This window comes from Streptomyces sp. MMG1533 (assembly GCF_001279775.1).
Lineage (GTDB): Bacteria > Actinomycetota > Actinomycetes > Streptomycetales > Streptomycetaceae > Streptomyces.
In genome coordinates, this window is the sequence record NZ_LGDG01000100.1 from 71342 (window position 1) to 97771 (window position 26430).

24 protein-coding genes and 1 pseudogene are annotated in these 26430 nt (G+C 70.4%); 15 read left to right on the forward strand and 10 right to left on the reverse strand.

The genetic code is table 11. From position 1 onward, the window contains the following. Positions 1-180: 180 nt before the first annotated feature. The 4 genes from ADK57_RS51965 to ADK57_RS12280 all read left to right on the forward strand — a co-directional run bounded on the left by ADK57_RS51965 (position 181) and on the right by ADK57_RS12280 (position 3418). Positions 181-882 (forward strand): class I SAM-dependent methyltransferase, encoded by a 702-nt coding sequence (locus ADK57_RS51965; protein WP_107091533.1) that lies wholly within the window; start codon positions 181-183, stop codon positions 880-882. Positions 883-949: 67 nt separating this feature from the next. Continuing rightward, a complete protein-coding gene (locus ADK57_RS49880; RefSeq protein ID WP_159050048.1) occupies positions 950-1138 on the forward strand; it encodes a hypothetical protein in 189 nt (62 codons plus the stop codon). Then, positions 1135-1863, forward strand: coding sequence for a hypothetical protein (locus ADK57_RS12275; protein WP_053749439.1), 729 nt, complete (start codon positions 1135-1137; stop codon positions 1861-1863). The genes ADK57_RS49880 and ADK57_RS12275 overlap by 4 nt, the downstream gene beginning before the upstream one ends. 79 nt (positions 1864-1942) lie before the next feature. After that, the gene (locus tag ADK57_RS12280; RefSeq protein WP_053749440.1) at positions 1943-3418 is read left to right on the forward strand and encodes an oligosaccharide flippase family protein; all 1476 of its coding nucleotides are present in this window, start codon (positions 1943-1945) and stop codon (positions 3416-3418) included. Here ADK57_RS12280 and ADK57_RS12285 read toward each other — a convergent pair whose 3' ends face one another. The 5 genes from ADK57_RS12285 to ADK57_RS12305 form a co-directional block, all read right to left on the reverse strand. Beyond that, positions 3419-4195: an FkbM family methyltransferase gene (locus tag ADK57_RS12285; protein WP_053749441.1), complete on the reverse strand. Its 777-nt coding sequence runs from the start codon at positions 4193-4195 to the stop codon at positions 3419-3421. It abuts the gene before it with no gap. Then, positions 4192-5634, reverse strand: coding sequence for a hypothetical protein (locus ADK57_RS12290; RefSeq protein WP_159050049.1), 1443 nt, complete (start codon positions 5632-5634; stop codon positions 4192-4194). The genes ADK57_RS12285 and ADK57_RS12290 overlap by 4 nt, the downstream gene beginning before the upstream one ends. A 94-nt stretch (positions 5635-5728) precedes the next feature. Further along, positions 5729-6625, reverse strand: a complete 897-nt coding sequence (locus ADK57_RS12295) for a glycosyltransferase family 2 protein (RefSeq protein ID WP_199830561.1) — start codon at positions 6623-6625, stop codon at positions 5729-5731. A gap of 41 nt (positions 6626-6666) precedes the next feature. Beyond that, entirely contained in the window at positions 6667-7710 is a 1044-nt protein-coding gene (gmd, locus tag ADK57_RS12300) for a GDP-mannose 4,6-dehydratase (RefSeq protein ID WP_053749444.1), read from the reverse strand. Positions 7711-7778: 68 nt separating this feature from the next. Continuing rightward, on the reverse strand, positions 7779-8432 hold the full coding sequence (locus ADK57_RS12305) for a class I SAM-dependent methyltransferase (protein WP_053749445.1): 654 nt from the start codon (positions 8430-8432) through the stop codon (positions 7779-7781). A gap of 295 nt (positions 8433-8727) precedes the next feature. Here ADK57_RS12305 and ADK57_RS12310 point away from each other — a divergent pair, with 295 nt between their 5' ends. Then, positions 8728-9768 (forward strand): GDP-L-fucose synthase family protein, encoded by a 1041-nt coding sequence (locus ADK57_RS12310; RefSeq protein ID WP_078973087.1) that lies wholly within the window; start codon positions 8728-8730, stop codon positions 9766-9768. 307 nt (positions 9769-10075) lie between these two features. On the opposite strand, the gene ADK57_RS48940 is transcribed toward ADK57_RS12310, so the two are convergent. After that, positions 10076-10579 carry an LPXTG cell wall anchor domain-containing protein gene (locus tag ADK57_RS48940; protein WP_107091534.1) on the reverse strand — a complete coding sequence of 168 codons (504 nt, stop codon included), beginning with the start codon at positions 10577-10579 and terminating at the stop codon, positions 10076-10078. Positions 10580-11072: 493 nt separating this feature from the next. On the opposite strand from ADK57_RS48940, the gene ADK57_RS12320 reads away from it, so the two are divergent. Further along, the gene (locus ADK57_RS12320) at positions 11073-11612 is read left to right on the forward strand and encodes a low molecular weight phosphatase family protein (RefSeq protein ID WP_234390158.1); all 540 of its coding nucleotides are present in this window, start codon (positions 11073-11075) and stop codon (positions 11610-11612) included. 297 nt (positions 11613-11909) lie between these two features. Then, positions 11910-12233, forward strand: a complete 324-nt coding sequence (locus ADK57_RS12325; RefSeq protein WP_053749448.1) for a hypothetical protein — start codon at positions 11910-11912, stop codon at positions 12231-12233. Positions 12234-12280: 47 nt separating this feature from the next. Here the strand turns inward: ADK57_RS12325 and ADK57_RS51065 are convergent. The 3 genes and pseudogenes from ADK57_RS51065 to ADK57_RS12340 all read right to left on the reverse strand — a co-directional run. Then, positions 12281-12783, reverse strand: a pseudogene (locus tag ADK57_RS51065) (helix-turn-helix domain-containing protein); the annotation flags it as partial. 62 nt (positions 12784-12845) lie between these two features. After that, the gene (locus ADK57_RS12335; protein ID WP_053749450.1) at positions 12846-14117 is read right to left on the reverse strand and encodes a serpin family protein; all 1272 of its coding nucleotides are present in this window, start codon (positions 14115-14117) and stop codon (positions 12846-12848) included. Then, complete coding sequence (locus tag ADK57_RS12340) at positions 14117-15310, reverse strand: serpin family protein (protein WP_053749451.1); 1194 nt, start codon at positions 15308-15310, stop codon at positions 14117-14119. Before ADK57_RS12340 ends, ADK57_RS12335 begins: the two co-directional genes overlap by 1 nt. A 102-nt stretch (positions 15311-15412) precedes the next feature. On the opposite strand from ADK57_RS12340, the gene ADK57_RS12345 reads away from it, so the two are divergent. The 6 genes from ADK57_RS12345 (at position 15413) to ADK57_RS12370 (ending at position 22254) form a co-directional block, all read left to right on the forward strand. Further along, the gene (locus ADK57_RS12345) at positions 15413-16633 is read left to right on the forward strand and encodes a DUF4190 domain-containing protein (RefSeq protein WP_053749452.1); all 1221 of its coding nucleotides are present in this window, start codon (positions 15413-15415) and stop codon (positions 16631-16633) included. A 147-nt stretch (positions 16634-16780) separates the two neighbouring features. Continuing rightward, entirely contained in the window at positions 16781-17533 is a 753-nt protein-coding gene (locus tag ADK57_RS12350) for a GntR family transcriptional regulator (RefSeq protein ID WP_053749453.1), read from the forward strand. A gap of 410 nt (positions 17534-17943) precedes the next feature. Beyond that, the gene (locus ADK57_RS12355; protein ID WP_053749454.1) at positions 17944-18135 is read left to right on the forward strand and encodes an SPOR domain-containing protein; all 192 of its coding nucleotides are present in this window, start codon (positions 17944-17946) and stop codon (positions 18133-18135) included. A gap of 44 nt (positions 18136-18179) precedes the next feature. Next, the gene (locus ADK57_RS12360; protein ID WP_053749455.1) at positions 18180-18590 is read left to right on the forward strand and encodes a (deoxy)nucleoside triphosphate pyrophosphohydrolase; all 411 of its coding nucleotides are present in this window, start codon (positions 18180-18182) and stop codon (positions 18588-18590) included. Between the two features lie 325 nt (positions 18591-18915). Next, positions 18916-19377 (forward strand): ATP-binding protein, encoded by a 462-nt coding sequence (locus ADK57_RS12365; protein ID WP_053749456.1) that lies wholly within the window; start codon positions 18916-18918, stop codon positions 19375-19377. A gap of 252 nt (positions 19378-19629) precedes the next feature. Beyond that, entirely contained in the window at positions 19630-22254 is a 2625-nt protein-coding gene (locus ADK57_RS12370) for a SpoIIE family protein phosphatase (protein WP_053749457.1), read from the forward strand. A gap of 56 nt (positions 22255-22310) precedes the next feature. Here the strand turns inward: ADK57_RS12370 and ADK57_RS12375 are convergent, their stop codons facing one another. Beyond that, entirely contained in the window at positions 22311-23918 is a 1608-nt protein-coding gene (locus ADK57_RS12375; RefSeq protein WP_234390155.1) for a hypothetical protein, read from the reverse strand. 254 nt (positions 23919-24172) lie between these two features. On the opposite strand from ADK57_RS12375, the gene ADK57_RS12380 reads away from it, so the two are divergent. Next, a complete protein-coding gene (locus ADK57_RS12380) occupies positions 24173-25363 on the forward strand; it encodes a glycosyl hydrolase family 18 protein (RefSeq protein ID WP_107091536.1) in 1191 nt (396 codons plus the stop codon). Between the two features lie 61 nt (positions 25364-25424). Continuing rightward, entirely contained in the window at positions 25425-26429 is a 1005-nt protein-coding gene (locus ADK57_RS12385; protein ID WP_053749459.1) for a phosphotransferase family protein, read from the forward strand. Position 26430 lies beyond the last annotated feature (1 nt).

A 26430-nucleotide genomic window follows, 5' to 3' on the forward strand; every position in this document is an offset into this window, starting at 1 on the left:
CCTGAAGAGGCTCAGTTCGGATCGAATCAGGTGGCCTGGAGCCGCAGCACATGCGGCGGTCGGACCCGGGGTGCTCATCGCTCGCGCCGGGACCGGGCACCTGGTCAAGGGCGAGTGCCGGCCCCGATGAGCTGGACGAATCCCGACAGGCCGCGTGCCGGACGACCGGACGGGTGATGCATGCCGCATGCCGGGTGTGGCACCGAAGCCGGTCCGAGGCAGCGCTGTAGCGTCGCTCGCGTGTCCGTTGCGAAAAGCGTTGCCAGGTCGGTCATCGGCGCCGTCAACCGCCCCGTCGCCAAGGCCAGGTTCGCGCATGCGGCCAGGTCAGGGCCCTTCCTCAAGATCGAAGTGGGGGGCTACCGGAGCCGTCGGCCCGGCTGGATCTGCACCGATGTCTGCTGGCACACGCGGTCTTATCTGGATGCCACCAGGACGTGGCCCGTCCGCTCCGGCTCGGCGAGTCACATCTACTCCGACAACATGATCGAGCACATCCGCCTCGAGCCTGCCCGCCGCATGTTCCGCGAAGCCCGGCGCGTTCTGGCCCCTGGTGGGCGCATCCGGCTGTCGACACCCGATGTCGAGCACGCTGTGCGGCTGTACCTGGCACGTGACGACGAGACGCGACGGGAGATGGAGGAGTGCCGGCGGAGGGGGTACCAGGCCGAGCATCCGGTTGATCTGCTGCGCATGACCTTCCAGGACTGCGGTCATCACGCCGGATTTCTTTGGGACTTCGAGGCAGTGGAGGCGGAGCTCCGGTCGGCTGGTTTCTCCGCCGTCCGCCGTTACGCACCCGGACAGAGCGATGACCCTGAACTCCGGAACCTGGAGTCCCGACCCCAATTCGCCTTGATCGTCGAGGCGGCTGTTGCCTGATCCCATTCCATGCGACCGTGACAGACTGACCGGGGCTTGGGATTTCATACTCCCCGGAGGAGGAGCTGTGAAAAGCGGAGTTGACTTGCAGCGCGCCGCGATGGCGGAAATCTGCAGTACCCGGGACGACTGGTCCTTCCACGTGATCAGCGATCCGCTGACCCGTTTTCTGCGCGACCGTCGGATGCAAACCGCGCTGCGCATGCTGCGCGTGGTGAAACTGGGCGGCAACCCGGCACATCGGAGCGGACAGTGAACCTTTCGCAGCGGGCCTACATCAGGGTCAGTGCCGCCTTGCCTGCCGCGATCTCCTTCCGGACGGATCTGCTGTTTCCACGCCTGAGCATGCCCGAACTCGGGCCGTTCAACGGGCAGCTCAGGCGACAGGAAATCATCCGCGAACTGCTGGCGGCGATCAGCTTCGACGAGATCGTCGAGACCGGTTCCTTCCGCGGCACTACGACGAGATTCCTGAGTGATGTCTCCGACCTGCCCGTCCACTCCGCCGAGATCGAAGAGAGGTTCTACAGATACGCCGCGGTGAAATGCCGCGGCCTTCCGGGGATCCGCCTTTACCACGGAGACTCACGGAAGATGCTGCAGATCCTCTCGAAGCGGCCAGGAAACCCCGCGCTGCTCTTCTATCTCGATGCTCACTGGCAGGATGACGTACCTCGCTACGAGGAACTGGAGATCATCGAGGCGCGCTGGAGCAGATCGGTCGTGGTGATCGACGACTTCCGCGTACCGGGCGACCCCGGTTATCAGTTCACCTCGTACCACGGAATCCCGTTGGACGTGAACTACCTCCCCGGACTCCCCGGCTGGAAGGCCTTCTACCCGAAGAGCGATTCGGCCGACGAGACCGGCGCGAAGCGGGGATGCATCGTCCTGGCGAGCCCTGAGATGACCCCCGCCGTGGACGCGCTCTCCAGCCTGCGCGCGGGCGAACTCACCCGGCAGAGCATCGCGAACGGCTGAACTCCCGGACATGTCAGCGGCTCACCGTGCGACCGTCTCCGCCCGGCATCGGTCTTCGGAAACCGCATCCCGGTCAGCCGTGATCAGCCTGCGCTGGAACATCGCCGGCTCCCTGGTGGTCGTGCTGCTCCAACTCGGATACACGGCCTACACCGCCCGAGCCGTAGATGCCCATGCCTACGGCGTCTACGCCATCACGCTGACCGTGGTGCCGTTCTTCGGCTACTTCGCCAACGCCGGACTGTCGGCCTGCGTGCTCCGGTCGGAGCGCCTGACGCTGCCCTTCTTGCGCGCCGCCCGGCGTCTCGCAATGGTCTCCGGCGCCGTGTGTTTCCTTCTGGTGGAAGCGGTGGCCCCGGTCTTCGGCTCCTTCTTCCACATGCCGGACCTCACCGTCATGACGCGCCTGCTGGCATGCGTGTTCCTCGTGCAGCCGAGCGCCAACGTGACCGTCGCTGCCATGCGTCGCGCGGGTGCGGCCCCGATGGCGGTGCTGGCCGAGGCGCTGGGCCAGGCGGTGGGGGTGGCAACGGCGGCAGGCATCCTCGTATGCGGCTGGAACCCCTTCGGACTGGCCCTCGCACAGCCGGTCGCGGCGGCCGTTGCCCTGTCCGTGGGCACGGCCTGGGTCGCTCGTCGGCCGCCGCCTCCCGGGCCACCGGTCACGGCACGCGATCTTCTCGCTCCTTCGGGATTCATGACGAGCCACAGCCTGGGGCAGTTCATCACCAACAACATCCCGCTGTGGGTTTCGGGTCGGCTGCTCGGCCCGGGCTCCGCGGGATCGTACTCCCGAGCGTCCCTGTTCACCGGACTGCTTCTGACGTTTTTGTACCAAGGGATCAACTGGGCCGTGACTCCGCTGCTCGCCGAGCGGCGCGCCGAAGGTCTCCGTTTCGGCCAGGACGTGCAGCGAACGCTGTGTGCGGCGTCGGCCGTGGCGTTCATCGGCTTCGGCGTAACGGCAGGCATCGGGCCGGCGGTCCTCCGCCTGCTGCTGGGGCCGGGCTGGGAGCCGGCCGTGGCACTGGTCCCTGTCCTGTCCGCGGCGGCGGCCATGACCTTGCTGTGCTACTGCGGAGGGTTGATCGACCAGGTACGGAACGCACCACGGGCCCTGCTCGGCACGCTGTCGGCCACGGTCGTGGCGACCATGGCGGGGGTTGCCGCGGCCGCGTTCGCGCAGGCTCTCGTTCTGGTGGCGGTTGCGGCCGCCGTGGGACAAGGGGTGGGCCATCTCGTGCAGTTGGCGGCCTGGCACCGGTCCGGCCTGATGCGTGCCGGCGCCGCCCTGCGCATGCACGGGGCGCACCTCGCCGTCGGGGCGGCATTGGGGGGCGCTGCCGCGCTCGGCTCTGCGGACCGTTCCGTGGCAGCGGCCTTGGGATGTGGCCTGGTCGCCATACTGCCGGTCGTGCTGGTGTGCGTGCTTCTGCGCGGCTGGATTCCCGTGTTCGCGGTTGCCGTCGCCATGGGCCTGCTGCGGAGCCGGAGATCGCTCGCTTCCTCTCTCCCGTCGTCTGCGGCCACGGATCCGTCCGACCCACCGCGTTGATCACGGGCGGCCAAGTGCCGCGTCATCCGTGCTGCCGCGTCGTCCCGCCCGCGCGCCTTCACGAAGGAACACCGCGTCGCACTGCAACATCTGCCCGGTCCGGCTGTCGCTGAAGCCGGGCACCAGTGCCGCCAGGGTCATCCCGTACCGGCGCTGCGCGATTCCCAGCGCGTCTTCCAGGAGCAGGCCGCCCTCGTACAGCGGGACACACGAGACTTCCATCTGAAGTCCGGTGCACTGACCGACGCGGTCCGCGGCTCCTTCCAGGACGGCTCCTTCATATCCCTGGACGTCGAGTTTCAGGAACACGCGGTCCTCGGGCCCGGCCACTTGCGGCCAGACGGCATCGAGGCGAAACTGCTCGGCTTCCTGGACGTCCACGTAGCGGGATTCCGGGCAGGCCTCTGCGTGCCTTGACAACATGGGCAGCACGGAACTGCTGGCACATCCATTACCGGCTACGTTGACGTCAACGGTGCGATTCCTGTCACCGAGGGCGTACGGAAACACCTTCCACAGCGGGTCCGTCGCGGCGCGGTGGCGCAGGGTCCGCAAGGGCTCGTGGAGCGGCTCGAACGAGACGATCCTTCCCCGGTATCCGAACCGCCGCAGCATCGCTCCGTACTGACCGCGGTTCGCCCCCACATCGAGCACCACATCGATGCGGCTGCGGAGAATCAGCTGCACGACGCGGTAATCGAGTGAGCACTGCGGAAACCGGTTCACATCAAGGCCGATGCGCTGAGCGGCGACACGGACGCGGTGAAGGAGAGTCATTGCCCCATTGTCGGGGGTACTTCCGTTTCTTCGCGGTATTCACCGTGTACCCGATCCGCCCTTTTCCTGGCTGTGTCACCCCTCTGCTGGGCGACGAGTGGTTTCCTCCGTACATCGCTGAACCGGCCTGCCGCGTCGGCACGCAGTTGCCACAGACACAGCCCGAGGAGGATCCCTTGCTCGGGGAACGGAGAGTACGAGACGAAGAGCACGAGTTGGGAGACGACCACCAGACGCAGTGCCTGCGTGCCGTTCCCGCCGCGACCGAGCCGCCGCCATACGAGAACGTACAAGGTCAGCAGCATGAGCAGTCCGACCGCGCCCAGGCGAAGCAGGACGTGCAGGTAGTAGTCGTGCGGGGAGACGGAGATCACCACGCCTCCGAGCCACCGGTCGTAGCCGGAGCCGAACGGACTGCCCAGCAGCCATTCGGTCAGGGTCTTGGGCCCGTCCATCAGCTCCTGCCAGCCGAGAACCCGCCAGGAGAAGGTGCTGTTCGCGTCCCGCGTCTCCGCGAAGGAGTCGGCGAGGACGCTGCCGACCCCGCCGAACATGCCGGCGGCGAACGTCAGTGCGACCACGCACAACGACACCACGGCTGCCACCGCGGAGACCAGGCGTTGACCTGCTCGGGCGGGAATCAGCGCCCACCACACGACCGCCATCACGATGGTGATCGCCCAGACGGTCCGGTGCTGCAACAGCACCACGAAGACCAGGCAGAGCAGCGCCGGCAGGATCTTGCCGCGGCCGTCGTCCGGCCGGCCTTTCCGCCCCCGCCGGTCTCCTCCCGGGCTGTTCTCCGCGGTTGTGGCCGGAGCGGACGAGTGCCCGCCCCATGGGCACAGCAAGAGCACCGCGCTCTGCGCGAGGACCAGGGCAGACCTGGCCGGCACTGGTCTGGGGTCGTACACCTCCCCTCCTACGGTGGCGGCGTCGACAACCGAATGCAGCCCCGTGTTCAGCCATCCGACCAGGCTCAGTGCGGCGTACGCGGCGGCTGAGACCAGCCACAGCCGCACGATGGCACGGGCCCTGCCGGCGTGCAGGGGCGCGGTCGCGACATACAGGGCCGAGGCGAAGACCTGCCAGAAGTAGACGCGGGCGTCATTGGCGGCGGCGGGCAGGCCCCATGCGCCGACTCCCTGGTGGATCGACCATGTGATCAGGAACATCACTGCCACTACGAGCAGCAACTCGGCCCGGGGCGGCACCGCCCGCCGCAGCAGCCGGGCGCCGGCCACCAGCATGGCGCAGGCGGCCAGCAGATCACTTGGGTGGATGTTGACGCCGACATCGAAGAGCGGGATCTCACCATCCGCGGCGATCGACCACACCTGTACGCCCAGGAGGAGGCCGATGGCGGTGTTGCAGTGCTGCGTGAAGACCCACATCAGGACAGCGAAGAGCGCCAGTCCCACGAAGACGGTCTGAGTCATGTCCGAGGCGACGGCTAGGTGCTGCACCGTTGGTCCGTCCTGGGGGAGGTGAGGAGCCGGAGGCGGAAGCACGCCGCGGCTGTGAAGGGGCGCTTCAGAGGGGCAGGTGATTCTTCGCCACCGGCTGTGGGGGTGGTGGCGCGGGCACGCCGCCGGCCGGAGAGCGTCTCGTCCGCACCGTGGTGACCAATGTCCTCGCATACGGGGAGCAGAAGACGAGCGGCGACCAGACCCCGAAATGGCGACGGCAGAAGCGCCACCATGGCCCGAGGGGCTGTTCCCGCACCGATGTCGCCCGACGCAGCGCCGTGCGTACCGTGATCCCGGTGGCCCGCGAAGTGCCGGGGGCGAACGGCGGATGGTCGTCGCAGACACCCACGTGCCCCGGAGCCAGCAGAACAGGGACGCCGGCCTTCCGTGCCCGCAGTCCGTAGTCGCTGTCCCCCATCCGGTGCGGGAAAGCAGGGTCCAGGTCTCCAAGTGTCCGTCGTGCCGCATGGGTGACCAGAACCGCGTTGCCGTTGCAGGAGTCGCAGGCCAGGGGCCGGCTGGGGTCCGGTTCGACCCGCTCGAGACGCGGTGGGCGCCAGGGGGCGCGACGGAGCCGGTAGCCGCCGTAAGTGGTGCGGCTTCCGTCGGCGGAGAGCATGGTGCCGACGACCACGGCCGCCTGTTGGAGCGGGGCGGCGGTGCGCAGCAGCACGGCGAGCGCGTTCGCGGCGAGGACCACGTCGTCGTTGAGCCACAGCACGTGAGCGCCGGGGTCCGCGCGTGCCGCCGCCATGGCCGTGCCCGTGCCCCAGTACACATCGGGATCCGTCCTGACCACATCGGTGCCCGGAAAGGCGGCGCGCACGGCGGCGCCGGTTCCGTCGGTGCTTCCGGCGTCGACGAGGTGGACGGTCAGGGCTGTCCCGGGCGGCAGTCCGAGCTGCCTGTCCAACGACGCCAGGGCTGCCAGAGTGCGCTCCCGGCGGTTGTGACAGGTCATCAGGACGGCCACCTTCTGCGGAGCCGGGTTCCCTGTACGCGTCACTGCTCGACCAACTCGAGCGCCGTCGGAGCGGCGGGTGCACCGACGGGAGCGGCAGGCGCCGGGGACAGGGCCGCGATCTCGGCGTCGACCATGAGGCGGGCCAGTTCCGGGGCTCGCACCTTCGGGTGCCATCCCAGGACGCGCTCGGCCTTGGAGGCGTCTCCGACGAGGTCGTCCACCTCGGTCGGCCTCAGGTATCGCTCGTCGAAGCGCACATGGTCGCGCCAGTCGAGGCCGACATGGGCGAAGCACTGCTCGACGAAGTCGCGCACGCTGTGGCTGACACCGGTGGCGACCACGTAGTCGTCCGGTTCGTCCTGTTGCAGCATCCGCCACATCGCCTCGACGTATTCCGCCGCGTATCCCCAGTCGCGTCGGGCGTCGAGATTACCCAGGTAGACGACGTCCTCCAGGCCGGCCTTGATGCGCGCGGCGGCCGTGGCCACCTTGCGGGTGACGAAGGTCGGGCCACGGCGAGGAGACTCGTGGTTGAACAGGATGCCGTTGACCGCGTACATCCCGTACGCCTCCCGGTAGTTGCGCGTCGCCCAGTACGCGTACACCTTGGCGACCCCGTACGGGGAGCGCGGGTGGAACGGGGTGCCCTCGTGCTGAGGCGGTGGGGAGGCGCCGAACATCTCCGAGCTGGACGCCTGGTAGAACCGGCAGGGCAGGCGCGTCGCCCTGATGGCCTCGAGCAACCGTGTGGTGCCCAGCCCGGTGGTGTCCCCGGTGAACTCCGGCTCGTCGAACGACACCCGTACATGGGACTGGGCGGCCAGGTGGTAGACCTCGTCGGGCCGCAGCCGCTCGAGCAGCCCGGCGATCCTGGTTCCGTCGGTCAGGTCGCCGTAGTGCAGGAAGAGACGCGCATCGGGGTCGTGCGGATCCCGGTACAGATGCTCGATGCGTTGCGTGTTGAAGGTCGAGGCGCGGCGGACGATTCCGTGCACCACGTACCCCTTCTGCAGCAGCAATTCTGCGAGGTAGGAGCCGTCCTGGCCGGTGATGCCAGTGATCAGCGCGGTCTTGTTCGTCATGCGAACTCCATCTGCTGGGCTGTGGGGGCTGGAAACGCACCTGAGCGGGGGAGGGTGGCGGGCGTGGCTCACTTCCTCGCGACCAGTGATTTGGGAAGTCCGGCGAAGCGTTCGAACCAGATGGTGGAAGCAGGGAAGTAGGACCGCATCTCGGCCGCGGACAGGAGCTCGACCTCCTGGACGTCGCGGGTGGCCTGCGCACGCCCCGCGCGTGGGACGTGTCCGTGCGGCCAGTGCCGGGAGACGGCGACGCGAGCACGGAACGGGAGCCATTGCAGCCCCGGGAACAACCAGTGGGGTTCGACGGGGAAGTAGCGGTAGGGGGTCTGTACCCAGTGGTGGTCCGCGTGGCTGTCCACCGTGTCGGCGAACTGCTGCCGCCGGTAGTGCCCTCCCACGTGCTCCAGGACGGAGTTCGAGTACACGAGGTCGAATCGCCGGGTGACCATGTGCGTCGGCAATGCGAGGCTGCACGCGTCCGCGACGACCGGCGTGATCCCGGACTCGGCGTGCCGGGCAGTGCGCGGGTCGAGATTGACGGTCACCACGTGCGCCGGCCGGACAGGTGCGCCACGCCAGGCGGTCGGGGTGCCGCCGAGGTCGAGAACGTGCATCTCGGTCAGGTCGGGAAAGCAGCGCAGCAGTTCGTCCCAGCGCTTGGCGCGAGCCGAGTGGGCAAGGGATCCGGGCCTCGTGGGATCGGCGATCTTCGTCTTCAACATGCTGCTTCCTCTTGGCCACGTGTCGTGCGGCGATGCCCGTCTCGACGGCCACGCGCCTTCTCTTTCGGCAGAGCCGTGAGGACGGACAGGATGCGCCCCCGAACTCATGCGCCTCCGGTACTTCCGGCACCCGGCAAGAATACGGAAATCGGCGCTATCATCCGCATCATGCTGTTGTGTCGCGTTTTCAGGGGTTACATGCCGGTTCCATTCAGCTCACAGGCGTTCAGTTCCCAGGGCCGCGCGGAGGCGGCGGCTCTCCACGCACCGTCCGTGAGGGAGGGCTTCGAGGCTCATGGCTGCCTGCACTGACACCGGTGGCAAAGTCCCGGTCGCCTCGGCGGTGAACGCCCGTGCCGCGGTGCAGGACGACAGGGTGCACCGGCCCCTCGACCGCTCGGCGCGCGTGTTCGTGGCCGGGGGCTCGGGGCTGGTCGGTTCGGCGGTGCGCAGGGAACTGCGCCGAGAAGGGTTCACCGATGTGGTCGCGCCCGGCTCGGCGGAGCTTGATCTGAGGGAGCGTCAGGCGGTGTTCGACTGGTTCGCGGCCGTGCGCCCGGACGTGGTGGTGCTGGCCGCGGCTCGAGTGGGCGGGATCAAGGCGAATGCCACCCGGCCCGCGGAGTTCCTCTCCGACAACCTGCGCATCCAGGTGAACATGCTGGACGCGGCCCGGGAGCACGGTGTGGAGCGGCTGCTGTTCCTGGGCTCCAGTTGCATCTACCCGAAGTTCGCCGAGCAGCCCATCCGCGAGGAGGCGCTGTTGACGGGGCTTCTGGAGCCGACCAACGACGCCTACGCCATCGCCAAGATCACCGGCATTCTGCAGGTGCAGGCGGTGCGACGTCAGTACGGTCTGCCCTGGATCTCCGCCATGCCGACCAATCTTTACGGGCCGGGCGACAACTTCCACCCCGAGCACTCTCATGTGCTGCCGTCCCTGATGCGGCGCTTCCACGAGGCGCAGGAGTCGGGTGCGCGACGGGTGGTGAACTGGGGCAGTGGCACGCCTCGTCGGGAGTTCCTCCATGTGGACGATCTGGCACGGGCGTGCCTGCACCTGATCGAGCACTACGACGCGGACAGTCCGGTCAACGTCGGCACCGGTACGGACCTGACCATCCGGGAACTGGCGGAACTCGTCGCCGACGCCGTCGGGTACCGGGGGAGCGTCGAGTGGGACGCGAAGCAGCCGGACGGTACCCCGCGCAAGCTCCTCGACGTATCCCGGCTCACCGCGCTCGGCTGGGCTCCTCGTATCGGCCTGCGAGAGGGAATCGCCCGGACGTACGCCTGGTACGTGGACAATCTCGAGTCCGGCGCACTGCGGCACTGACAGACTCCGCGGCGGCCGGGGCCGGAGGCCGAACGAGAACCGGCCCCGCGGTGGCATCCGTGGAAGGGCCCACGGCATGCCGCTCCTGACGGCGCCTGTCCTGCGACGGCCGGATCCAGGTGAGACCACCGGGCTCCGGCCGCCCGGACTTCGACCGCCTTCCCGCAGGGGTTTGCTTCAGGCGGTCAAAAGCGGCAGCGGCCGATGGCGGGTACCCCGACGACAACGTGAGGTCATGCGTCGGGAGTTCCGCTGTCGGCCGCCGGTAGCGCTACGGGCTTCGTAGCTGCCTGATGGAGCGGGGTGGTCAGTTCTGCTTCCGTCGCCGGACGGCGATCATCGTGCCGGCTCCGAGCGCCAGCAGCCCTGCGGCTCCGCCCAACAGAACGGACGAGTGGTCCTCACCGGTGGCAGCGAGGTGAGGCTTGTGCGAGCGTACGATGATCTTGGCCGATAGCTTCAGTTTCGATTCCTCTCCCTTGAGACGGAAGATGTGTTTGCCCGGATCGGTCCACTTGGGGATGGTGACGGTGCCCTCCACCGTGCCGTTCCCGTCGGCCGTGAAGTGGCCCAGCTTGATCGGCTTGGAGAAGAGGAATGCGTCCACCCCCTCGTTCGGACTGAACCCGGTCCCTGTGAAGCCGAGGTCGTCTCCTGCGGCCACATTGGTGGCGGTGAGGGTCAGGCTCGGGGCATCGGGTGGATACGGCTGGGAGTAGGCAGGCTGTGCCCCTAGGACTGGGACTGCGGCCAGGACAGCGGAGGCTGCCGTGGCCGCGAAGGCGGCACGACACTTCGATGAGGCCGTCATCGCATTCACGCTCCTCAAATGGAATCGGGCGACGGCATGGTCCGACCCGCGAGTACGGTATGTGCATAGATAGCGCCTAATAGCCCTTGTTAAGCATTTCCAGGAGATAAGGCGCCGTGTGGCGTATCCGGATCACCGGACTGGTCGCCAGTCCCCCGGATCCGAGGAGCGAAGACGCCCGATGTGTGCCATTGGGTTGGTCGCCCTGTGGCGACCGCCCTGACCGGTGACGCCCTGGGGTGGTCCACTCACCAAGGCCCGGCCGTGGCGTCGAGCGTCAGCACCCCGCCCTGGCCACGATGCTCACCCGGCGACCGCTGCTCGACCGGATGGCGCGACCCCGAACCTCGGCCCGAGCGTCACGGCCGGGAAGAAACGCTCTTTGAAGTCCTCACCCGGCGGAGATGTCGGATGAATACTGACATCGCGCCGCGCGTCTTGGTCTCCTCTTTCCCCTCCTGGAGGGTGTGTGCCCCCGTTCCGCGTACTTGTGGTGTGCACCGGCAACCTCTATCGCTCTCCGCTTGCCGAGTGCCTGCTCAGGCACCGACTGCTCCAGCATCGGCAAGTGATCCATCTGAGCAGTGCGGGCACCCGGGCCGTCGTGGGCATGCCAATGGCGGCTGCTGTTGCCTCCTTCCTCCTCGGACGTGGCGTGCAGCCCTGCGGGACGGGCTCCCGCCGGCTGACCAAGGAGATGGTCGAGAACGCGGACCTGGTGCTGGGCGCTGCGACGGAGCATCGTGAGGCCGCTGTGCGGCTGGCCCCTGTGCGGGCGTTGTCCCGTGCGTTCACCTTCCGTGAGTTCGCCCGGCTGGTGCGTTCGGAGGACGCCGCAGGCCTTGTGGATCCGGCCGCACGGTTGGTGACCCTCGTCCAGGGCGCGGCCGCGCGCCGTGGTGCCGTGTCGACACGCACGGATGACGTAGACGTGAACGACCCTCTTGGCGTACCTCCGCCACAAGTACACGAGTGTCTGGTTCAGATCGAGGAGATCGTCGAGCGGATCGCCGCCCCCATGCGGACCGGATAGCATCCGTCTTCGTCAACGGCGGGCCGGTGGTGCGACCGCACAGGTCGCCGCGTTGCGTGAGGCCGGAATTTTGAGGGGCTTCCGCCCCGGCGGATGCCCATCTCACGCGGATACGGGACCGCAACCGCCGGCAGATCGGCAACGTGCCGGCCGCGCCCTTCGTCTGCTGAGAGCTCGACGAGCACGAGGAGCACGAGGAGGTCTGGCCGCCCATCCCGGTCACGCTTCAAGTGCTCGTCTCGGCCGAGGGCCGATATTGTCGATCTACTGCCAGGGACCAGGGACCAGGGAGCTCTCATGTCGGCCAGCTGGGCGTTGCTGATACCCGTCGCCGCTCTCGTGGCGATCGTGCTCGGTGCGATTGCTGTGCTGAAGCTGCAAAAGGTCTCGCTCGGGCGTGACGAGCTCAGGTCTGCGACGGCACCAGGCGCCGTGGCTTCGACCGGATTCCAGCAGTCGGTGCAGGAGAGCCGAGAGGAATTTGTGCGAAGGCACTGGCAGCGCCCCGGTGTGGTGGCCAACGGCGTGACCCTGGTCGATCTCTACGACCGCATCCGGGCTCTTGAGGAACGCGTCGCCAGAGCCGAGCAACATTCCGCGTCACCACCGCCGCCTGACTGAGCCAGCTGCTGTGACCGCATGGATTCGTCGGTTGTTCAGGCTGCGGTCTTCCAGGTCTTGGCGCGCTGGAAGGTGATACCGCGGCGGGCGCGCGGGCAGCGTAATGCTTCGCGGCCGATGCGGATGATCCGGCCGTGGACCTTCCGCGGGTAGGCGACGAGCTTGCGTGATGAGCAGCGGGTGAAGGGCCGGCCGAGCCCGACCGGTCGAGCGGTGGCCGTCTGGAGGGCGAAGTCCTCGTCATCAGGGGTGAGTTGGCGGGTACGGCCTCTCGCCCGCCGATGGTCCAGGCAGGCCAGGCCGATCTCGTCGAACCGGTGAATGACGTCCCGGACGGGTGTCCTCGCCGGCCTGGACCAGCTGCGCGAGCACCGGCACCCGGTTCCCGCCGGCCGAGGCCGGCAGCATCATCGCGCGCCGGTGGCGCACCGAACTCGCGCTGCCGGCGCACGATCCGCCGCAGCCGCTGCCCTTCGTGCTCGGTCAGTCTGCGCACACGGACAGCACCGCCGCCGCGCCTCCAGCGGTCGGATCGGGCATCACCGCACACCCAACCCAACCGCCACACCCACCAACCCGGCGAACCTACGCGGTCACGGCACTGACTTCGGATCAGCGGTAGTCGTCCTCGCGGAAGGGCGTCGGGTCGGTGACCCAGCCCGCCGCGAGGACGAGCCGCGACGCACGGTGCACGGCCAGGAAGCCGAAGGGGCGGTCGAAGGTGGCGTAGAGCCGGTCGGTCTCGTACTCCGGCTCCGGATCCCAGCCCAGCCAGTCCATGCCGGTCAGCGTCACCGCGGCCGCTCGGAACCCCTCCGCGCTGAAGGTCGCCGTCGCCGACTGCCGCGCGGACGCGAGTCTGAGGGGTGCGGCGCTGATGCCCGGGAAGTGGCCTAGGCTCCCGTCGGCGGCAGTGGCCAGGCCGAACAGCTTCGGCTCGGCCAGCAGGTCGTGGTCTGCGGCGACCGTGAACTCGACGGTGTCGAGGGTCAGGCTCGGCGGCTCGGGGGAGTGGGTGCGGATCCGCTGCACACGCAGACCGGGCCCCGCCTCGCCGTACGGCAGCCGGCTCCCGGGCACGGCCGCGAGCCGGCCCGCGAGTATCTCCGTACCGGCGCCGAGCACCTCCCCGGGCCCCAACTCCTCGTCACCGAGCAACAGATGCACGTCGACGCCGTTCGTGCCCCGCACCCGAGCCTCGGTCACGGCACCGCCGGCCACCCGCACCACGGCCACGCCGTCCGGATCCGGGGCCGTACGGGTCAGCCCCACGCAGTCGTACCCCGCGGTCGCAGACCCTTCCCCCACCCGCCCGGCTCCGGCACCGGTACGACCGTCTCCCACTCGCCCGTTTCCGACAGCCGTACGCCCGCCGCTCGCCCGCCCGTCCCCCCGCCAAGGCATCAACTCGCCCTCGAACGGCACCTCCCACTGCGTCCGCAACACCAGCGCGGTGGCCAGCACCAGCGCAGAGTCCGGCCGCAACGCCACCGGAATGTGCCGGACCATCCCGCCCGTCCGCTCGGCCGCCCACGCGTCCAGGGCCCGCTGGTCGGCATCGAGGTCGCCCGTGAGCACGCCGTGCACCGACGACGGAAGTCCGGCCGCCCACTCCTCCCGCAGCTCCACGGTCCGCTTGCTCCACAGCCCCAGGCCGGAGTCCAGCCCTTCCACACAGGCCGACTCCGCCAGCAACTCCCTTGCGGCAGCCGCCGCTTGATCGGCCGGCATCCCGACCGCCTCCGCCAGCTCCTTCCGTGCCGCCCCCGTCGCCCCGTCCGCCAGGAAGGCGAGCAGTGGCCAGACACCGACCGCGGAGAAGACGGTGCCGCCCTCCACCGTCCCGGCCCAGCGGGCGCTCAGCCCGTTGACCGCGTCGATCATCAGTACTCCTCGGGATACGGCTCCGGGTCCGTGACCCACCCCGCCGCGAGCACGAGCCGGGTGTGGCGGTGCACGGCGAGGAAGCCGAAGGGGCGGTCGAAGGTGGCCCGGACAGTGGTGGCGGTCCAGCGGAGGGCGGGTGGAGCGCCGCCGACGAGCGCGATGCCGAGGGCCGTCACCGCCGCGGCACGGAAGCCGAGTCTGCCGAAGGCCGCCGTCGCGGACTGCTGTGCCGAGGCGACGGCCAGGGGGAGGCCGCTGATGCCGGGGAAGTGACCGGCCGAGGTGTCCATCGCCGTCGAGAGTCCGAACACCCGGTGCAGCGCCAGCAGATCGTGCCGCGCGCTCAGGTCGAAGGCCGGGGTCTCCACCTTCAGCGCCGGCGGTACGGGCCTCGAGTGGCGCTCCTTCACCACGTGCAGGCCCGGTCCCACCTCGCCGTAGGGGAGTCGGGGCCCCGGCACGACCGGACACCGCCGGGCCAGGACGTCCACGCCCGCCCCGAGCACCTGCCCGGGCGTCATCCCCTCCTCGCCCAGCAGCAGGTGGACGTCGACTGCGGTGTCGCCCAGCACCTTCAGCTCGGTGACGTGGCCGTAGGGCGTGTTTGCCACGCCGACCCGGTCCAGCAGGGTGCTGCTCCGGCGCAGTCCCAGCAGGACCCTGTCCTGCCACGGCCCGGTCTCCGGCGCGAGAGGGCTGTCTTGGAAGGGGCGCAGCCACTCCGTCCGCAAGGCCAGCGCGCTCGCCAGCACCATCTCCGTACGGTCCGTCAGCGCGACCGGCATCCGCTCGACCATCCCGCCCGTCCGCTTCACCGCCCACGCGTCCAGCGCCTCCTGATCGGCCGCCGCATCCCCCGTGAGCACCCCGTGCGCCCCCACCGGCAGCCCCGCCTCCCACTCCTCCCGCAGCTCCAGCGTGCGACCGGTCCACAGCCCGACGGCCGTGTCCAGCCCCCGGATGTCCGCCATCGCGGCCAGCAACTCCCGTGCCGCGTCGGCGGCTTGGCCGGCCGGTACCCCGATCGCCTCCGCCAGTTCCGTCCGCGCCGCCCCCGCCGCACCGTCCGCCACAAGGGCCAGCAGCGGCCAGACGCCGGGTGCCGAGAACACCGTGCCGCCGTCCGTGGCCGCGGCCCACCTCGCGGTCAGTCCGTTCGTCGCCCGGATCGTCGTATTCGTGACCGGCATTCCGCCCCCATCGGCCCCGCGCTTACCATGCGGCCTGTCGTACGTCTGTTCCGTACGGTCTTCGTCCCGGCCCCACCGCCCGAACCAGGAAGCACGGTACTCGTGTCCATACCCCCGCCCCCTGGGCCCTACCAGCCTCAGGAATCCCAAGGGCCGTACCCGCAGGGCCAGTACCCGCCGCCTCCACCCTCCCCGCAGGGACCGTACGGCCCTCCCTACGGCCCCGTCGGCCCCTACGGCCCCCAGCCCTATCAGGGCTGGGGGCAGGGCTACAGCCCGTACAACCAGCCGGCGCCCGTCAACGGGCTCGCCATCGCCGCCCTGGTCCTCGGCATCCTGTGCTGTCTGCCGGCCGTGGGACTGGTCCTCGGGCTGATCGCGCTGGTGCAGATCAAGAAGAAGGGCGAGCGCGGGCGGGGCATGGCGATCGCCGGGTCCGTGCTGTCGTCCCTCGGGCTCGCCATGTGGGTGCTGGTGCTCGCCACCAACGGTGCGTCGGAGTTCTGGGAAGGGTTCAAGGACGCCGCGAGCAGCAGCTCGCCGGCCAAGGGCGAGTGCTTCGACTCGCCGAGCGGCCTGGAGGGTTCGACGTACGACCTCGACGAGGTGTCCTGCTCCGGCGCGCACGACGGCGAGGTGTTCGCGGTCGTCACGCTGCCGGACGGCGACTTCCCCGGTGACAGCTCGGTCACCGGCACCGCCGAGGACAAGTGCTACAAGCTCCGCTCCGCCTACGCCATGGACGCCTGGGCCGTACCGGACGACGTGGACGTGTACTACGTGGTGCCGTCCCAGGAGAGCTGGGATCTCGGCGACCGCGAGATCACCTGCGCGTTCGGCAACACCGACAGCGACGCGGCCATGAACGGCGGCTCGCTGCGCAACGACGAGACGACGCTCGACGCGGACCAGCTCGCGTACCTGAAGGCGGTCAACGTCCCGCAGGCGGCCATGGAGTCGGTTCCGGTGGACATGCCGGAGGACGATCTGCAGGCCAACAAGGAGTGGGCCGCGCACATGGTGTCCGCGCTCGCCGAGGAGAGCGGGATGCTGCGCGGCCACACGTGGCCCGCCGACGCACAGAAGCCGGTCGAGGCCGTCGCCAAGGAGGCGGAGGCACTTCAGAAGCCATGGGCGAAGGCCGCCGCGGCCGCTGATGTGGACGCCTTCTACGTGCACTACGGCGAGGCCCTGGAGCTGGAGAACTCCGACCTGTCGGTCACCGCACGCAAGGCTCTGGGGCTGGCCACCACCCCGCCCGCCGACGACGAGGGCGGCACCGGCGGGGACAGCGGGGGAGGCGGCGACGACCTGGAGGTGTGACGGCCGCCATAGCGGGGAGAAACTGCCTGCGTAAAGCCCCGCCCCGGCACATGTCATCACATCGAGTGATTCTCTGGCCTTTGCTTGCGTGGCCCAACCCACGGTTGCCACGCTGTTGCTGTCTGTACAACCTGATGGGAGCGGCCAGTGACATTCGGTGAGCAGCCGGCGTACCTGCGTGTCGCGGGTGATCTCCGCAAGAAGATCGTCAATGGTTCGCTGCCACCGCACACCCGCCTCCCGTCCCAGGCCAGAATCCGCGAGGAGTACGGCGTCTCGGACACGGTCGCGCTCGAGGCGCGCAAGGTGCTGATGGCCGAGGGGCTGGTCGAGGGCCGCTCCGGCTCGGGCACGTATGTGCGCGAGCTGCCCGTGCCCCGGCCCATCGCCCGCTCCGGCTACCGCCCGGCCGGCGGGGCCACGCCCTTCCGGCAGGAGCAGGCCGACGGGGAGGCGCGCGGCACCTGGGAGTCGAGCAGCGAACAGGCCGAGGCGAGCGGTGCCGTCGCCGAGCGGCTGGCCATCCGGCCCGGCGACCGCGTGATGTGCACGAAGTACGTCTTCCGGGAGGCCGGCGAGGCGATGATGCTCTCCACCTCCTGGGAGCCCCTCGCCGTCACCGGCCGTACGCCCGTGATGCTGCCCGAGGAGGGCCCGCTCGGCGGCATGGGCGTCGTCGAGCGGATGGCCGCCATCGACGTGGTCGTGGACAACGTCACCGAGGAGGTCGGCGCCCGCCCCGGCCTCGCCGAGGAACTCCTCGCGCTCGGCGGCGTCCCCGGCCATGTGGTCCTCGTAGTCCAGCGCACGTACTACGCCTCGGGCCGCCCGGTGGAGACGGCCGACGTGGTGGTCCCGGCGGACCGGTACCGGGTCGCGTATCACCTTCCGGTGAAGTAGCGCCGTGCGGAGGCGCGGTGAAGTACCGCGCCTCCCGGCTTACTTGCTGTCTGCCGAATGTGAAGTGGCGCACGCCCTCCTGGCAGTTGCCCCCGGCGAACGCCCAACCGGCGCCCCTTCGCACAGCGTTCGAATTCGGCCGTTCTTGCAGGTCGGCACAGATGCGCGGGGTATGGCGCTGACCGGATGCATCGATGCGCACAGGGGGCGCGTTCGGTAGCATGCGCCCCCTGTCGCGCCGGTCCGTCCTGGCTGGTTGCGTACCTCTTTGTGAAAAGGCGTGTTCGCTGCGTAAAGGTTGGGCGTAGGGTCGGGCATATGCGGATTGCGGTTTCCTTAGCGGGTGGGGCTCGGCGCAGGCTGTGGGTGGGAAGCGGGCGGGCCGGGGCGGGAAGGAGCAGTGGGGCGCGATGAATGACGGCACGATCACTCTTCCCTGGCTCGTCATACGGCAGGACGACAACGGCAATCGCTACCGAGTGGGCAGGTATGCGACCCGCGCCGAGGCCCAGAAGATCGCGGACAGTCTCGACTCCCGCGGCCACAAACAGCTCTACTGGGTCGAACGGATCGGGCAGAACGGAAGCAGCTCGGCCGACTGAGCCCCCGGCCTCGTCGGCCCCTGCGCTCCCGTAGGCTCCGGCGCATGACGGAACGGATCGTGGTGGTGGGGGCCGCCCTGCTCGACGGTGGCCGCCTCCTCGCCGCACGCCGCAGCGCGCCTCCAGAACTCGCCGGGCGCTGGGAACTGCCCGGCGGCAAGGTCGAGGCGGGCGAGACGCCCGAGGCGGCGCTCGTGCGCGAGCTGCGCGAGGAACTCGGCATCGAGACCGAGCCCGTCGAGCGGGTCCCGGGCGAGTGGCCCCTGAAGTCGCCGTACGTCCTCCAGGTGTGGACGGCCCGCCTCCTTCCCGGCGCCGGCGAACCCAAAGCCCTCCAGGACCACGACGAGCTGCGCTGGCTGAACCCCGATGAGCTGTGGGACGTCGACTGGCTGGACCAGGACGTGCCCGCCGTGCACGCGACGGTCGCACTGCTCGCCGGCGGCGCGCGCTGATCGTCCCGTACGCCGTCAGGGCCTGTCCGGCGGAGCATGCCGCAGACGCGGGGCCTGGCACGCCGATCTGCCGCGTTGTCGTCGGTTGCCGACTCCCCCACTCTCGACTTCGCTCGAGCGGGGGGACCCCCATCGCGTCGACGCCCTCCTCCGCCTTGCAGCTCGACGCTCCCCCACGTTCGGACAACCTCGCGCGGGGGCACCCCCATGGCCCCGCTCACCTGCGTCGACGAGGCACCGCCGAATTCCTGCGACCTGATCCGCCGGACAGGCCCTGGTGTCACAGCGCGCCGCCGCGGGCGGTACTGGCCGCTTGATATCGGGTATGTGCCCATTAAGCCCACGAAACCGGACATGGGTGAGCCGGGCGGCCCGGGATGTGATCGGCGTGATCGACACCGAAGGCGACGGCGCCGAGTGGACCTTCCCCGCGGACCCGGGCGCCGTCCGCAGCGCCCGTTCCGTCGTCCGGGGGCAGTTGCGCGACTGGGGTCTCGACAGCCTCGCCGACCTCGCGGTGCTGCTCGTCAGCGAGCTGGTGACCAACTCCCTGCGGCATGCCACCGGCCCCATCGGCGTACGGCTGGTGCGCCCCGCGGGCCTGGGCGGTGTCCTGCTGGTCGAGGTCTCCGACCCACTCCCGGACCCGCCCCGCGAGCGCGTCGCCCGGCCCGACGACGAGAGCGGCCGGGGTCTGCAACTGGTGGCCCACTCCTCGCGCCGCTGGGGCACCCGCCCGGGCGGCGCGGGCAAGACGGTGTGGTTCGAACTCGCGGTGCCGGGGTGAGCCGGCGGTGTACGACCGCTTGCGCTCTGTCGAGCAACTGGTTCAGGCCAGTGGCGGTTGTCGGCATGTGGGATTCGACGACGTGTCCGCTGGTTAGAAGACTGTAGGTATTGGCACGGTCCGGACCGAAAACCATCGGGACCGTGCTGTGATCGTGAACACCGTGTTGTGCGGCGCCGTAGTGCTGGATACTGCGGGCAGCCGCCCCCGGTGACCGGTGCCGGACGCGGTGAGCTGGAGGGGACGGTTCGCGTGAGCGAGATACCAGCGAAGGCCACGGAGTCGGAAGACCCGTCGGACGGCGCGAGGACGGAGGCCGCGAGTGCTGCCGCGGCGGGGATCCGTCCGGAAGACGTGCCGCTTGGGGACGCCGTGTGGCAGAGCAGTCCGCCCGGCTCGATCTACGACTACATCAGGGTCGCTTCCTTCTCCATCGGCCCCGACGGGCTGGTCGACCAGTGGAGCCTGCGGGCCGAGCAGCTCTTCGGTATCACCGCCGCGCGGGCCGTCGGCATGGACCCCATCGAGGCGTTCGTCGACCCCGACCTTCAGGAGCGGGGCCAGCGGAAGATGGCCGAGATCCTCGACGGCCGGGAATGGACCGGTGTAGTCCCCTTCCGGATGCCGGACACGGCGGCCGGCGAGCGCGGCCGGCAGGGCCTCGCCGAGGTGTACGTCATGCCGACGCGGACCGAGGACGGTGAGAAGGCCGCCGTCTGCATCGTCGTCGACGTCCGCACCCTGCGCAGCATCGAGACCGATCTCGCCGCCTCGCAGGCGATATTCGGTCAATCTCCGTTCGGCTTCCTGCTGATCGACCCCGACCTGCGGGTGCGCCGCGCCAACCAGCAGTTCGCCAACACCTTCGGCGGCACCCCCGACGACCACCGCGGCAAGGGCGTGTACGACTATCTGCAGCGCCCCGAGGCCGAGCGGGTCGCCGCGACCCTGCGCCGGGTACTGGAAACCGGCAACTCCATCACGGACATGCACGTCACGGGCCTCGTGCCGGGCTCCGAGGAGCGCCGCCACTGGTCCATCAACCTTTACCGCGTGCACAGCGGCTCCGGCCGCCCCATCGGCATCGCGTGGCTCGGACTCGACATCACCTCCCGCCGCGCCGCCGCCCGCGAAGCCGCCTCCGCCCGGCGCAATCTCGCCCTTCTGAACGAGGCCGGGGCCCGCATAGGCAACTCCCTCGACCTGGAGACCACCGCCCGCGAACTCCTCGACGTCGTCGTCCCCGGCTTCTGCGACCTGGCCACGGTCGACCTCTACCAGGGCCTGCTGGCCGGCGACGAGACCCCGCCCGGTCTCGCCGACGGCAGCGCCGAACTCCGCCGCGTCGCCTTCGCCAGCGCCGTCTCCGACGCGCCCTTCGCCGGCTCGGGCGATCCGGTCGCGGTCGGCGCGGTCCACCACTACCCCTTCAACTCGCCCTGCGCGGACGCCCTGCGCACCGCGCGCCCACGGATCGTCCCCGCCGAGGAGGGCGGTCTCGTCCAGTCCACGATCGCGGTGCCGATGGTCGCCCACGACACCGTCGTGGGCCTGGCGCAGTTCGCCCGTACGAAGGGCAGCGAGCCGTTCGGCGACCGGGACCGGGACCTGGCGGTGGAGCTGGCGGCCCGTGCGGCCGTCTGTATCGACAACGCCCGCCTCTACCGGCGCGAGCACGAACGCGCGTTGATACTGCAGCGGTCCCTGCTGCCCCCCGGCGACCCGGTCGCCTCCGGCCTCGACATCGCCTGCCGCTACCTGCCCGGCAACTCCTCCTCGGACCGGCCCAGCGAGGTCGGCGGCGACTGGTTCGACGTGATCGAACTGCCGGGGCACCGGACGGCCTTGGTGGTCGGGGACGTGATGGGCCGGGGCCTGCGGGCCGCGGTCGCGATGGGTGAACTCCGGTCGGCCGTACGCACACTGGCCCTGTTGGACCTCGAACCGGCCGAAGTCCTGTCCGCATTGGACGAGATCGCGCGCGGACTCGGGGCACCGGGAGGCGTCCAGCAGGCCACCCGCGCCGCCCGTCGCCCCCGCGAGGCGGACCTCTCCGAGGTGTACCTGGCGACCTGCGTGTACGCGGTCTACGACTCGGTGACCCGCAGGTGCACCTTCGCGAACGCGGGCCATCTGCCTCCGGTCCTGGTCGAACCCGGCGAGGCGGCGCTGATGCTCGACGTGCCGCCGGGCATGCCGCTCGGCGTGGGTGGCGAACCCTTCGAGGAGGTGGAGGTCGACCTTCCCGAAGGCGCACTGCTGGCGCTCTACACGGATGGACTGGTCGAGTCGCGCGACCACCCGCTGGACGAGGGCCTCCAGGCCTTCGTGGGAGCGCTGACGGACCCCTCCAGCCCCCTGGAGGACGTCTGCGACCACGTCCTCAACACCCTCGACAGCCACCACGGCGAGGACGACATCGCCCTGCTCATGGCACGCGTCCAGGGACTGCCCGCCGAGTCGGTCGGCGACTGGACGCTGCCGCGCGAGCCGCGCAGCGTGGGCAAGGCCCGTGAGTACGCACGCGGCCAGCTGCTCAGCTGGGACATGGAACCCCTGGTCGACACGACGGAGCTGCTGGTCAGCGAGCTGGTGACGAACGCGCTGCGGTACGGCGAGGGCGAGATCAGGCTGAGACTGCTCCTCGACCGCACGCTGGTGTGCGAGGTCTGGGACTCCGGCCTGGTCCAACCGCGCCGCCGTCGCGCCCGCGACACGGACGAGGGAGGACGCGGACTGCAGTTGGTCGGCCTCCTCAGCGCGGCCTGGGGCTCCCGCCGGACGCCGCGCGGCAAGACGGTGTGGTTCGAACTTCCGCTGCCGGACGGGGAGAACGGGCTGGCGGATCCGGCGGAGGCATTGCTCAGCCTGTTCTGAGCCTGATTCGAGTGGGCTACGCGGATATTTGAGCGGGCTACGCGGATTTGAGCGGGCTACGCGGAGGGGAGTCCTCGTCTGGCCTCCGTGTGCGGTCCGCCGAAGCTCGGCGGCGGACCGCCGTCCGGGCCGCCGCCCAGGAGGATCCCGCCGAGGACGGCCCCGGCGACCCCGCTCGCGTGCCCGGCCGCACCGGTGACCGGGTTGCCGTGCACACGCACGTCCTGCTCGGCGAGCTCGCGCGCCTGCCCGGCCAGGCTGTGGGCGCGTACCAGGCCGGCGAGGGGTGCGTCGAGCAGTTCCCGTGCCGCCGCGAGCCGGGTGCGGGCGTGGGCACCCACCACGCCCCGGTGCGTGGCGACGAAGGTGTCCGCCACGGCGGTGGCGCTGTGCGCGGCGAGCCGGGCCGCCGCCGGGAGGACCCCGGCCCGCCCGGTGGCGACCGGGGCGAGGGCGCGCACGATCCGGTGCAGGACGCCCAGCGGGTCGTACGGCTGCCCGCCGGTCAGTTCCTGCCGTACGGAGGCCAGCACGCTGTCGGCGTGCAGGACCCGTGACCGCAGCTCGCCCACGGGGACGCGGGGCAGGGCGTCCGGGGACTCCGGCCGACGTGCCGATCTCCTCGCGTCGTCCGCCGTGTCGCCCGCGCCGGTCCTCGTTCCCGCCCCGGCCTCCGGCAACGCGCCCGTCATGGCGCCCATGCCCGCGTCCGCGGGCCGCTTCCCCTCCCCGGCGGCCGGCAGCATGCCCCGCACCCCCGAGAGCTCCGCCTCTGCCCCGGTCAGGGCGCTCGCCACCATCCCTGCGGCGAACCTCAGCTCGGTGGCCAGTCGGTCGATGCCGTCGACGAAGGCGGCGGCCTGATCGACGGCTCCCTCGGCGGCGCGCAGATGCCGGGCCGCCACCTCGGCGTCGCCCAAGTCGGCCATCTGGTGGGCCTGGTTGAGATGGGTCGTGGCGAACACCAGTCGGTCCTTGGCCTGTTCGGCGGAGCCGGTGACCGAGGCGGTGGCGGCGGGCGCGTACCGCTCGGCCAGGTCGGCGAGGGTCGACTCCGTGGTCGACGTGCGGCCGGCGAGTTCCCGGAAGCGTGTTTCCGCGACGGCCAGCGCCTCGCCGATCTCCCGCTCCAGGGCGCGGAGCCGGTCGAAGGCCGCGGCCTCCTCGTCCAGGCGGCGGCCCGCCTCCTGGCACCGGCCCGCGATCCCGGCGAGCGCGTGGCGACGGGACGTCTCGTCGTCCGGGACGCCGGTGTCGTACCGCTGCCGGATGCGGAAGGCGGCCGACAGTTCGGACTCCGCGTCGCGCACGGCCAGGGTGAAGGGGGCGACGGCCGTCGGTCCGGAACGGGCCTCGGCGTAGCTCAGTTCCTCGCGACTGGTGCGGATCCAGTTGTCGGCGTCGGTGAGGAGGGTCCGGGACCGGTCGTCGAGTTCCGTGAGGGGCGGGGCCGCGGGTGTGGTGTGGGTGCCGCCGGGGGTGGTCCGGGTTCTGGCCCGTCTGGTGCGTCGTAGGTATCCGTATCCGGCCAGTGCGCCCACCGCACCCACCACTACGAGCGGCAGGACCAGGTCCGTGGCCGATGACCCCTCGTCCTCCGGCGCGGCGGCGGCCACCGGGGCGTCGGTGCTGATCGCAACCGGGACGTCCGTGCTGATCGTCATCCCTGGCAACACCAGCCACACGAGCCCGGCCGCACCGCCCAGCACGGCATGCGTCACCCGCACGGATATGTGAGAGCGGGCACGCCGCGGTCGGCCCCGGATCAACGATGACGTCACATTTCGGAGCGTATGAGGAGGAATGAGGGCGCGCGACCGGGGTGGCGGGTGGCCGTACGCCGATGGGGGAGGGGAACGCCGTCATGGAACGTTCTGGGGGGACGGGGACGGGGACGGGGATGGGGATGGGGATGGGGATGGAAGCAGAGCAGAAGCCCGGGGAGGGCGAGATACCCGCGGTCGCTGGGGAGGGCGAGATACCCGCGGTCGCCGACGGCGAGCATGCCTCACCGGAGCCGGAGCCGGAGCCGGAGCCGGAGCCGGAGCCGGAGTCCGAGTCCGAGCCGGAGCCGGAGCCCGAGCCCGAGCCGAAGAGGCGGCGGCCCTGGGCCCGCCGGGTTCGGCGTGCCGCCCTCGCGCTCGTCCTGGTCCTCGTCCTGCCGCTGCTGGTCGGCGAGATCGCCCTCCGCGTCAACTACACCGGCGACCCGGCGGACGGCACGTACACCCGCGACAAGGACGCGATCTGGCTGGGCCATGCCTGGGTCGACGGGCGGAAGAAGGACGCCGACGTCACCGCTCTCGCCCGCCGACTGGAGAGCACCGGGATTCGTGATCTCTACGTCCACTCCGGGCCGCTGGAGCACGACGGCACGCTGCCCGAGTCGGCCTATCCCAGGGCGCGTTGGTTCATCGACGCCGTGCACGCCGCAGCGCCCGGCATCCGCGTCCAGGCCTGGCTCGGTGACGTGCTCGCCACCGAGAGCCCGAACGGCATGCGGCTGGAGCGGCCCGAGACCCGGGCCGCCGTCGTCGAGTCCACCCGGCAGATCCTGGCCGCCGGCTTCGACGGCGTGCACTTCGACCTGGAGCCGCTGCACTCGGGCGACCGGAACTACCTCACCCTCCTCGACTCCCTGCACCGCGTCACCAGCGCGCAGGACGCCCAGCTGTCGATCGCCGCGCACCAGATCGATCCGGTGCCGGCGTTCCACTCCTTCTGGGGCACGGTCGCCGGGCACCCGAAGTGGTGGTCGCAGGAGTTCTTCGGGCAGGTCGCGCGCCGGGTCGACCAGATCGCGGTGATGTCGTACGACACGATGCAGCCGTTGGAGAGCACCTACGGCGGCTATGTCGCCCAGCAGACCGCGCTGGCCCTGGAGGTCACCCCGCACTCCACCGACCTGCTCATGGGGCTGCCCTTCTACCACGAGAACCGGTTCGGCCACTGGAATCACGCCGAGACCGTCTCCGCCGCGGTCCGGGGAGTCCGGCTGGGCCTGTCCCGCACGGACGCGGACCGTGCCAATTTCGGCGTCGCCGCGTACGTGGACTTCGCGGCCACGGAGGAGGACTGGACGGCGTACCGGGAGGGCTGGGTGCGCTGAGCCCCCGGCGGCCCCCTGAAAACCGGCTGCGGTCGGCACCCGGCGGTGCGAGCATCCGACGATGACCGCCACCCGCAAGCCCCTCACCCGCGACGACCTGGCCCCTCTCGCCCGGGCGGCGACCGGCCCCCACCGCTCCCTCGCCGCCGTCGCCCGGCTGCGCGGCGGCACCAAGAAGGGCGTGTACCGGCTGACCTTCGACGACGACTCCACGGCCGTCGCCTACGTCTGGTCGGAGGACGAGGACTACTGGGACGCCGGGCCCTCCGATCCGCGCGACCCCTTCTCCCACGGGAGGGGCCTCGCCCTGTTCACCGCGGCGCACGACCGGCTGGCCGCCGCCGGTGTGCGCACGCCCCGGCTGCTGTACGCCGACGCCACGCACACACACCTCCCGGCGGACGCGGCGGTCGTCGAGGACATGCGGGGCGGGAGCCTTGAGGAGGCGCTGGAGCGGGACCCGGTCGCGGGCCAGGCCTCGCTCCAGAGGCTGGCCGCACAGCTCACCGAGCTCCACGCGCACGAGGCGCCCGCCTTCGGGAAGGTCGTCCTCGTCGACAACGGCGGTGAATCGTCCGCGAGTTCCTGCGAGCGGCGCGTCACCACGGGCGCCCTGCGCGACATCACCGAAGTCGCCGCGAGAGACGCACGGATCGCCGCCGTGCGAGAGGACCTTCAGGCCGCGGTACGGGAACTCGCCTCCGCCGTCCACCCCCGCTCCCGGTACTCCCTCATCCACGGAGAACTCGGCCCGGACCACGTCCTGTTGGACGCGGAGGGCAATCCCGCCCTGATCGACATCGAAGGCCTGATGTACTTCGACGCGGAGTGGGAGCACGTCTTCCTCCGGATCCGCTTCGGCCGTCACTACGACACTCTCGGCGCCCCCGGCCTGGACGAGGACCGCCTCCGCCTCTACCGACTGGCCATGCACCTCTCCCTCGTGTCCGGCCCGCTCCGCCTCCTCGACGGCGACTTCCCGGACCCGGAGCCGATGCGGGCCATCGCCGAACACAATCTGCGCAGGGCCCTGGAGCTCGTCGGGCGTCGGGGTGCGGCGACGTAAG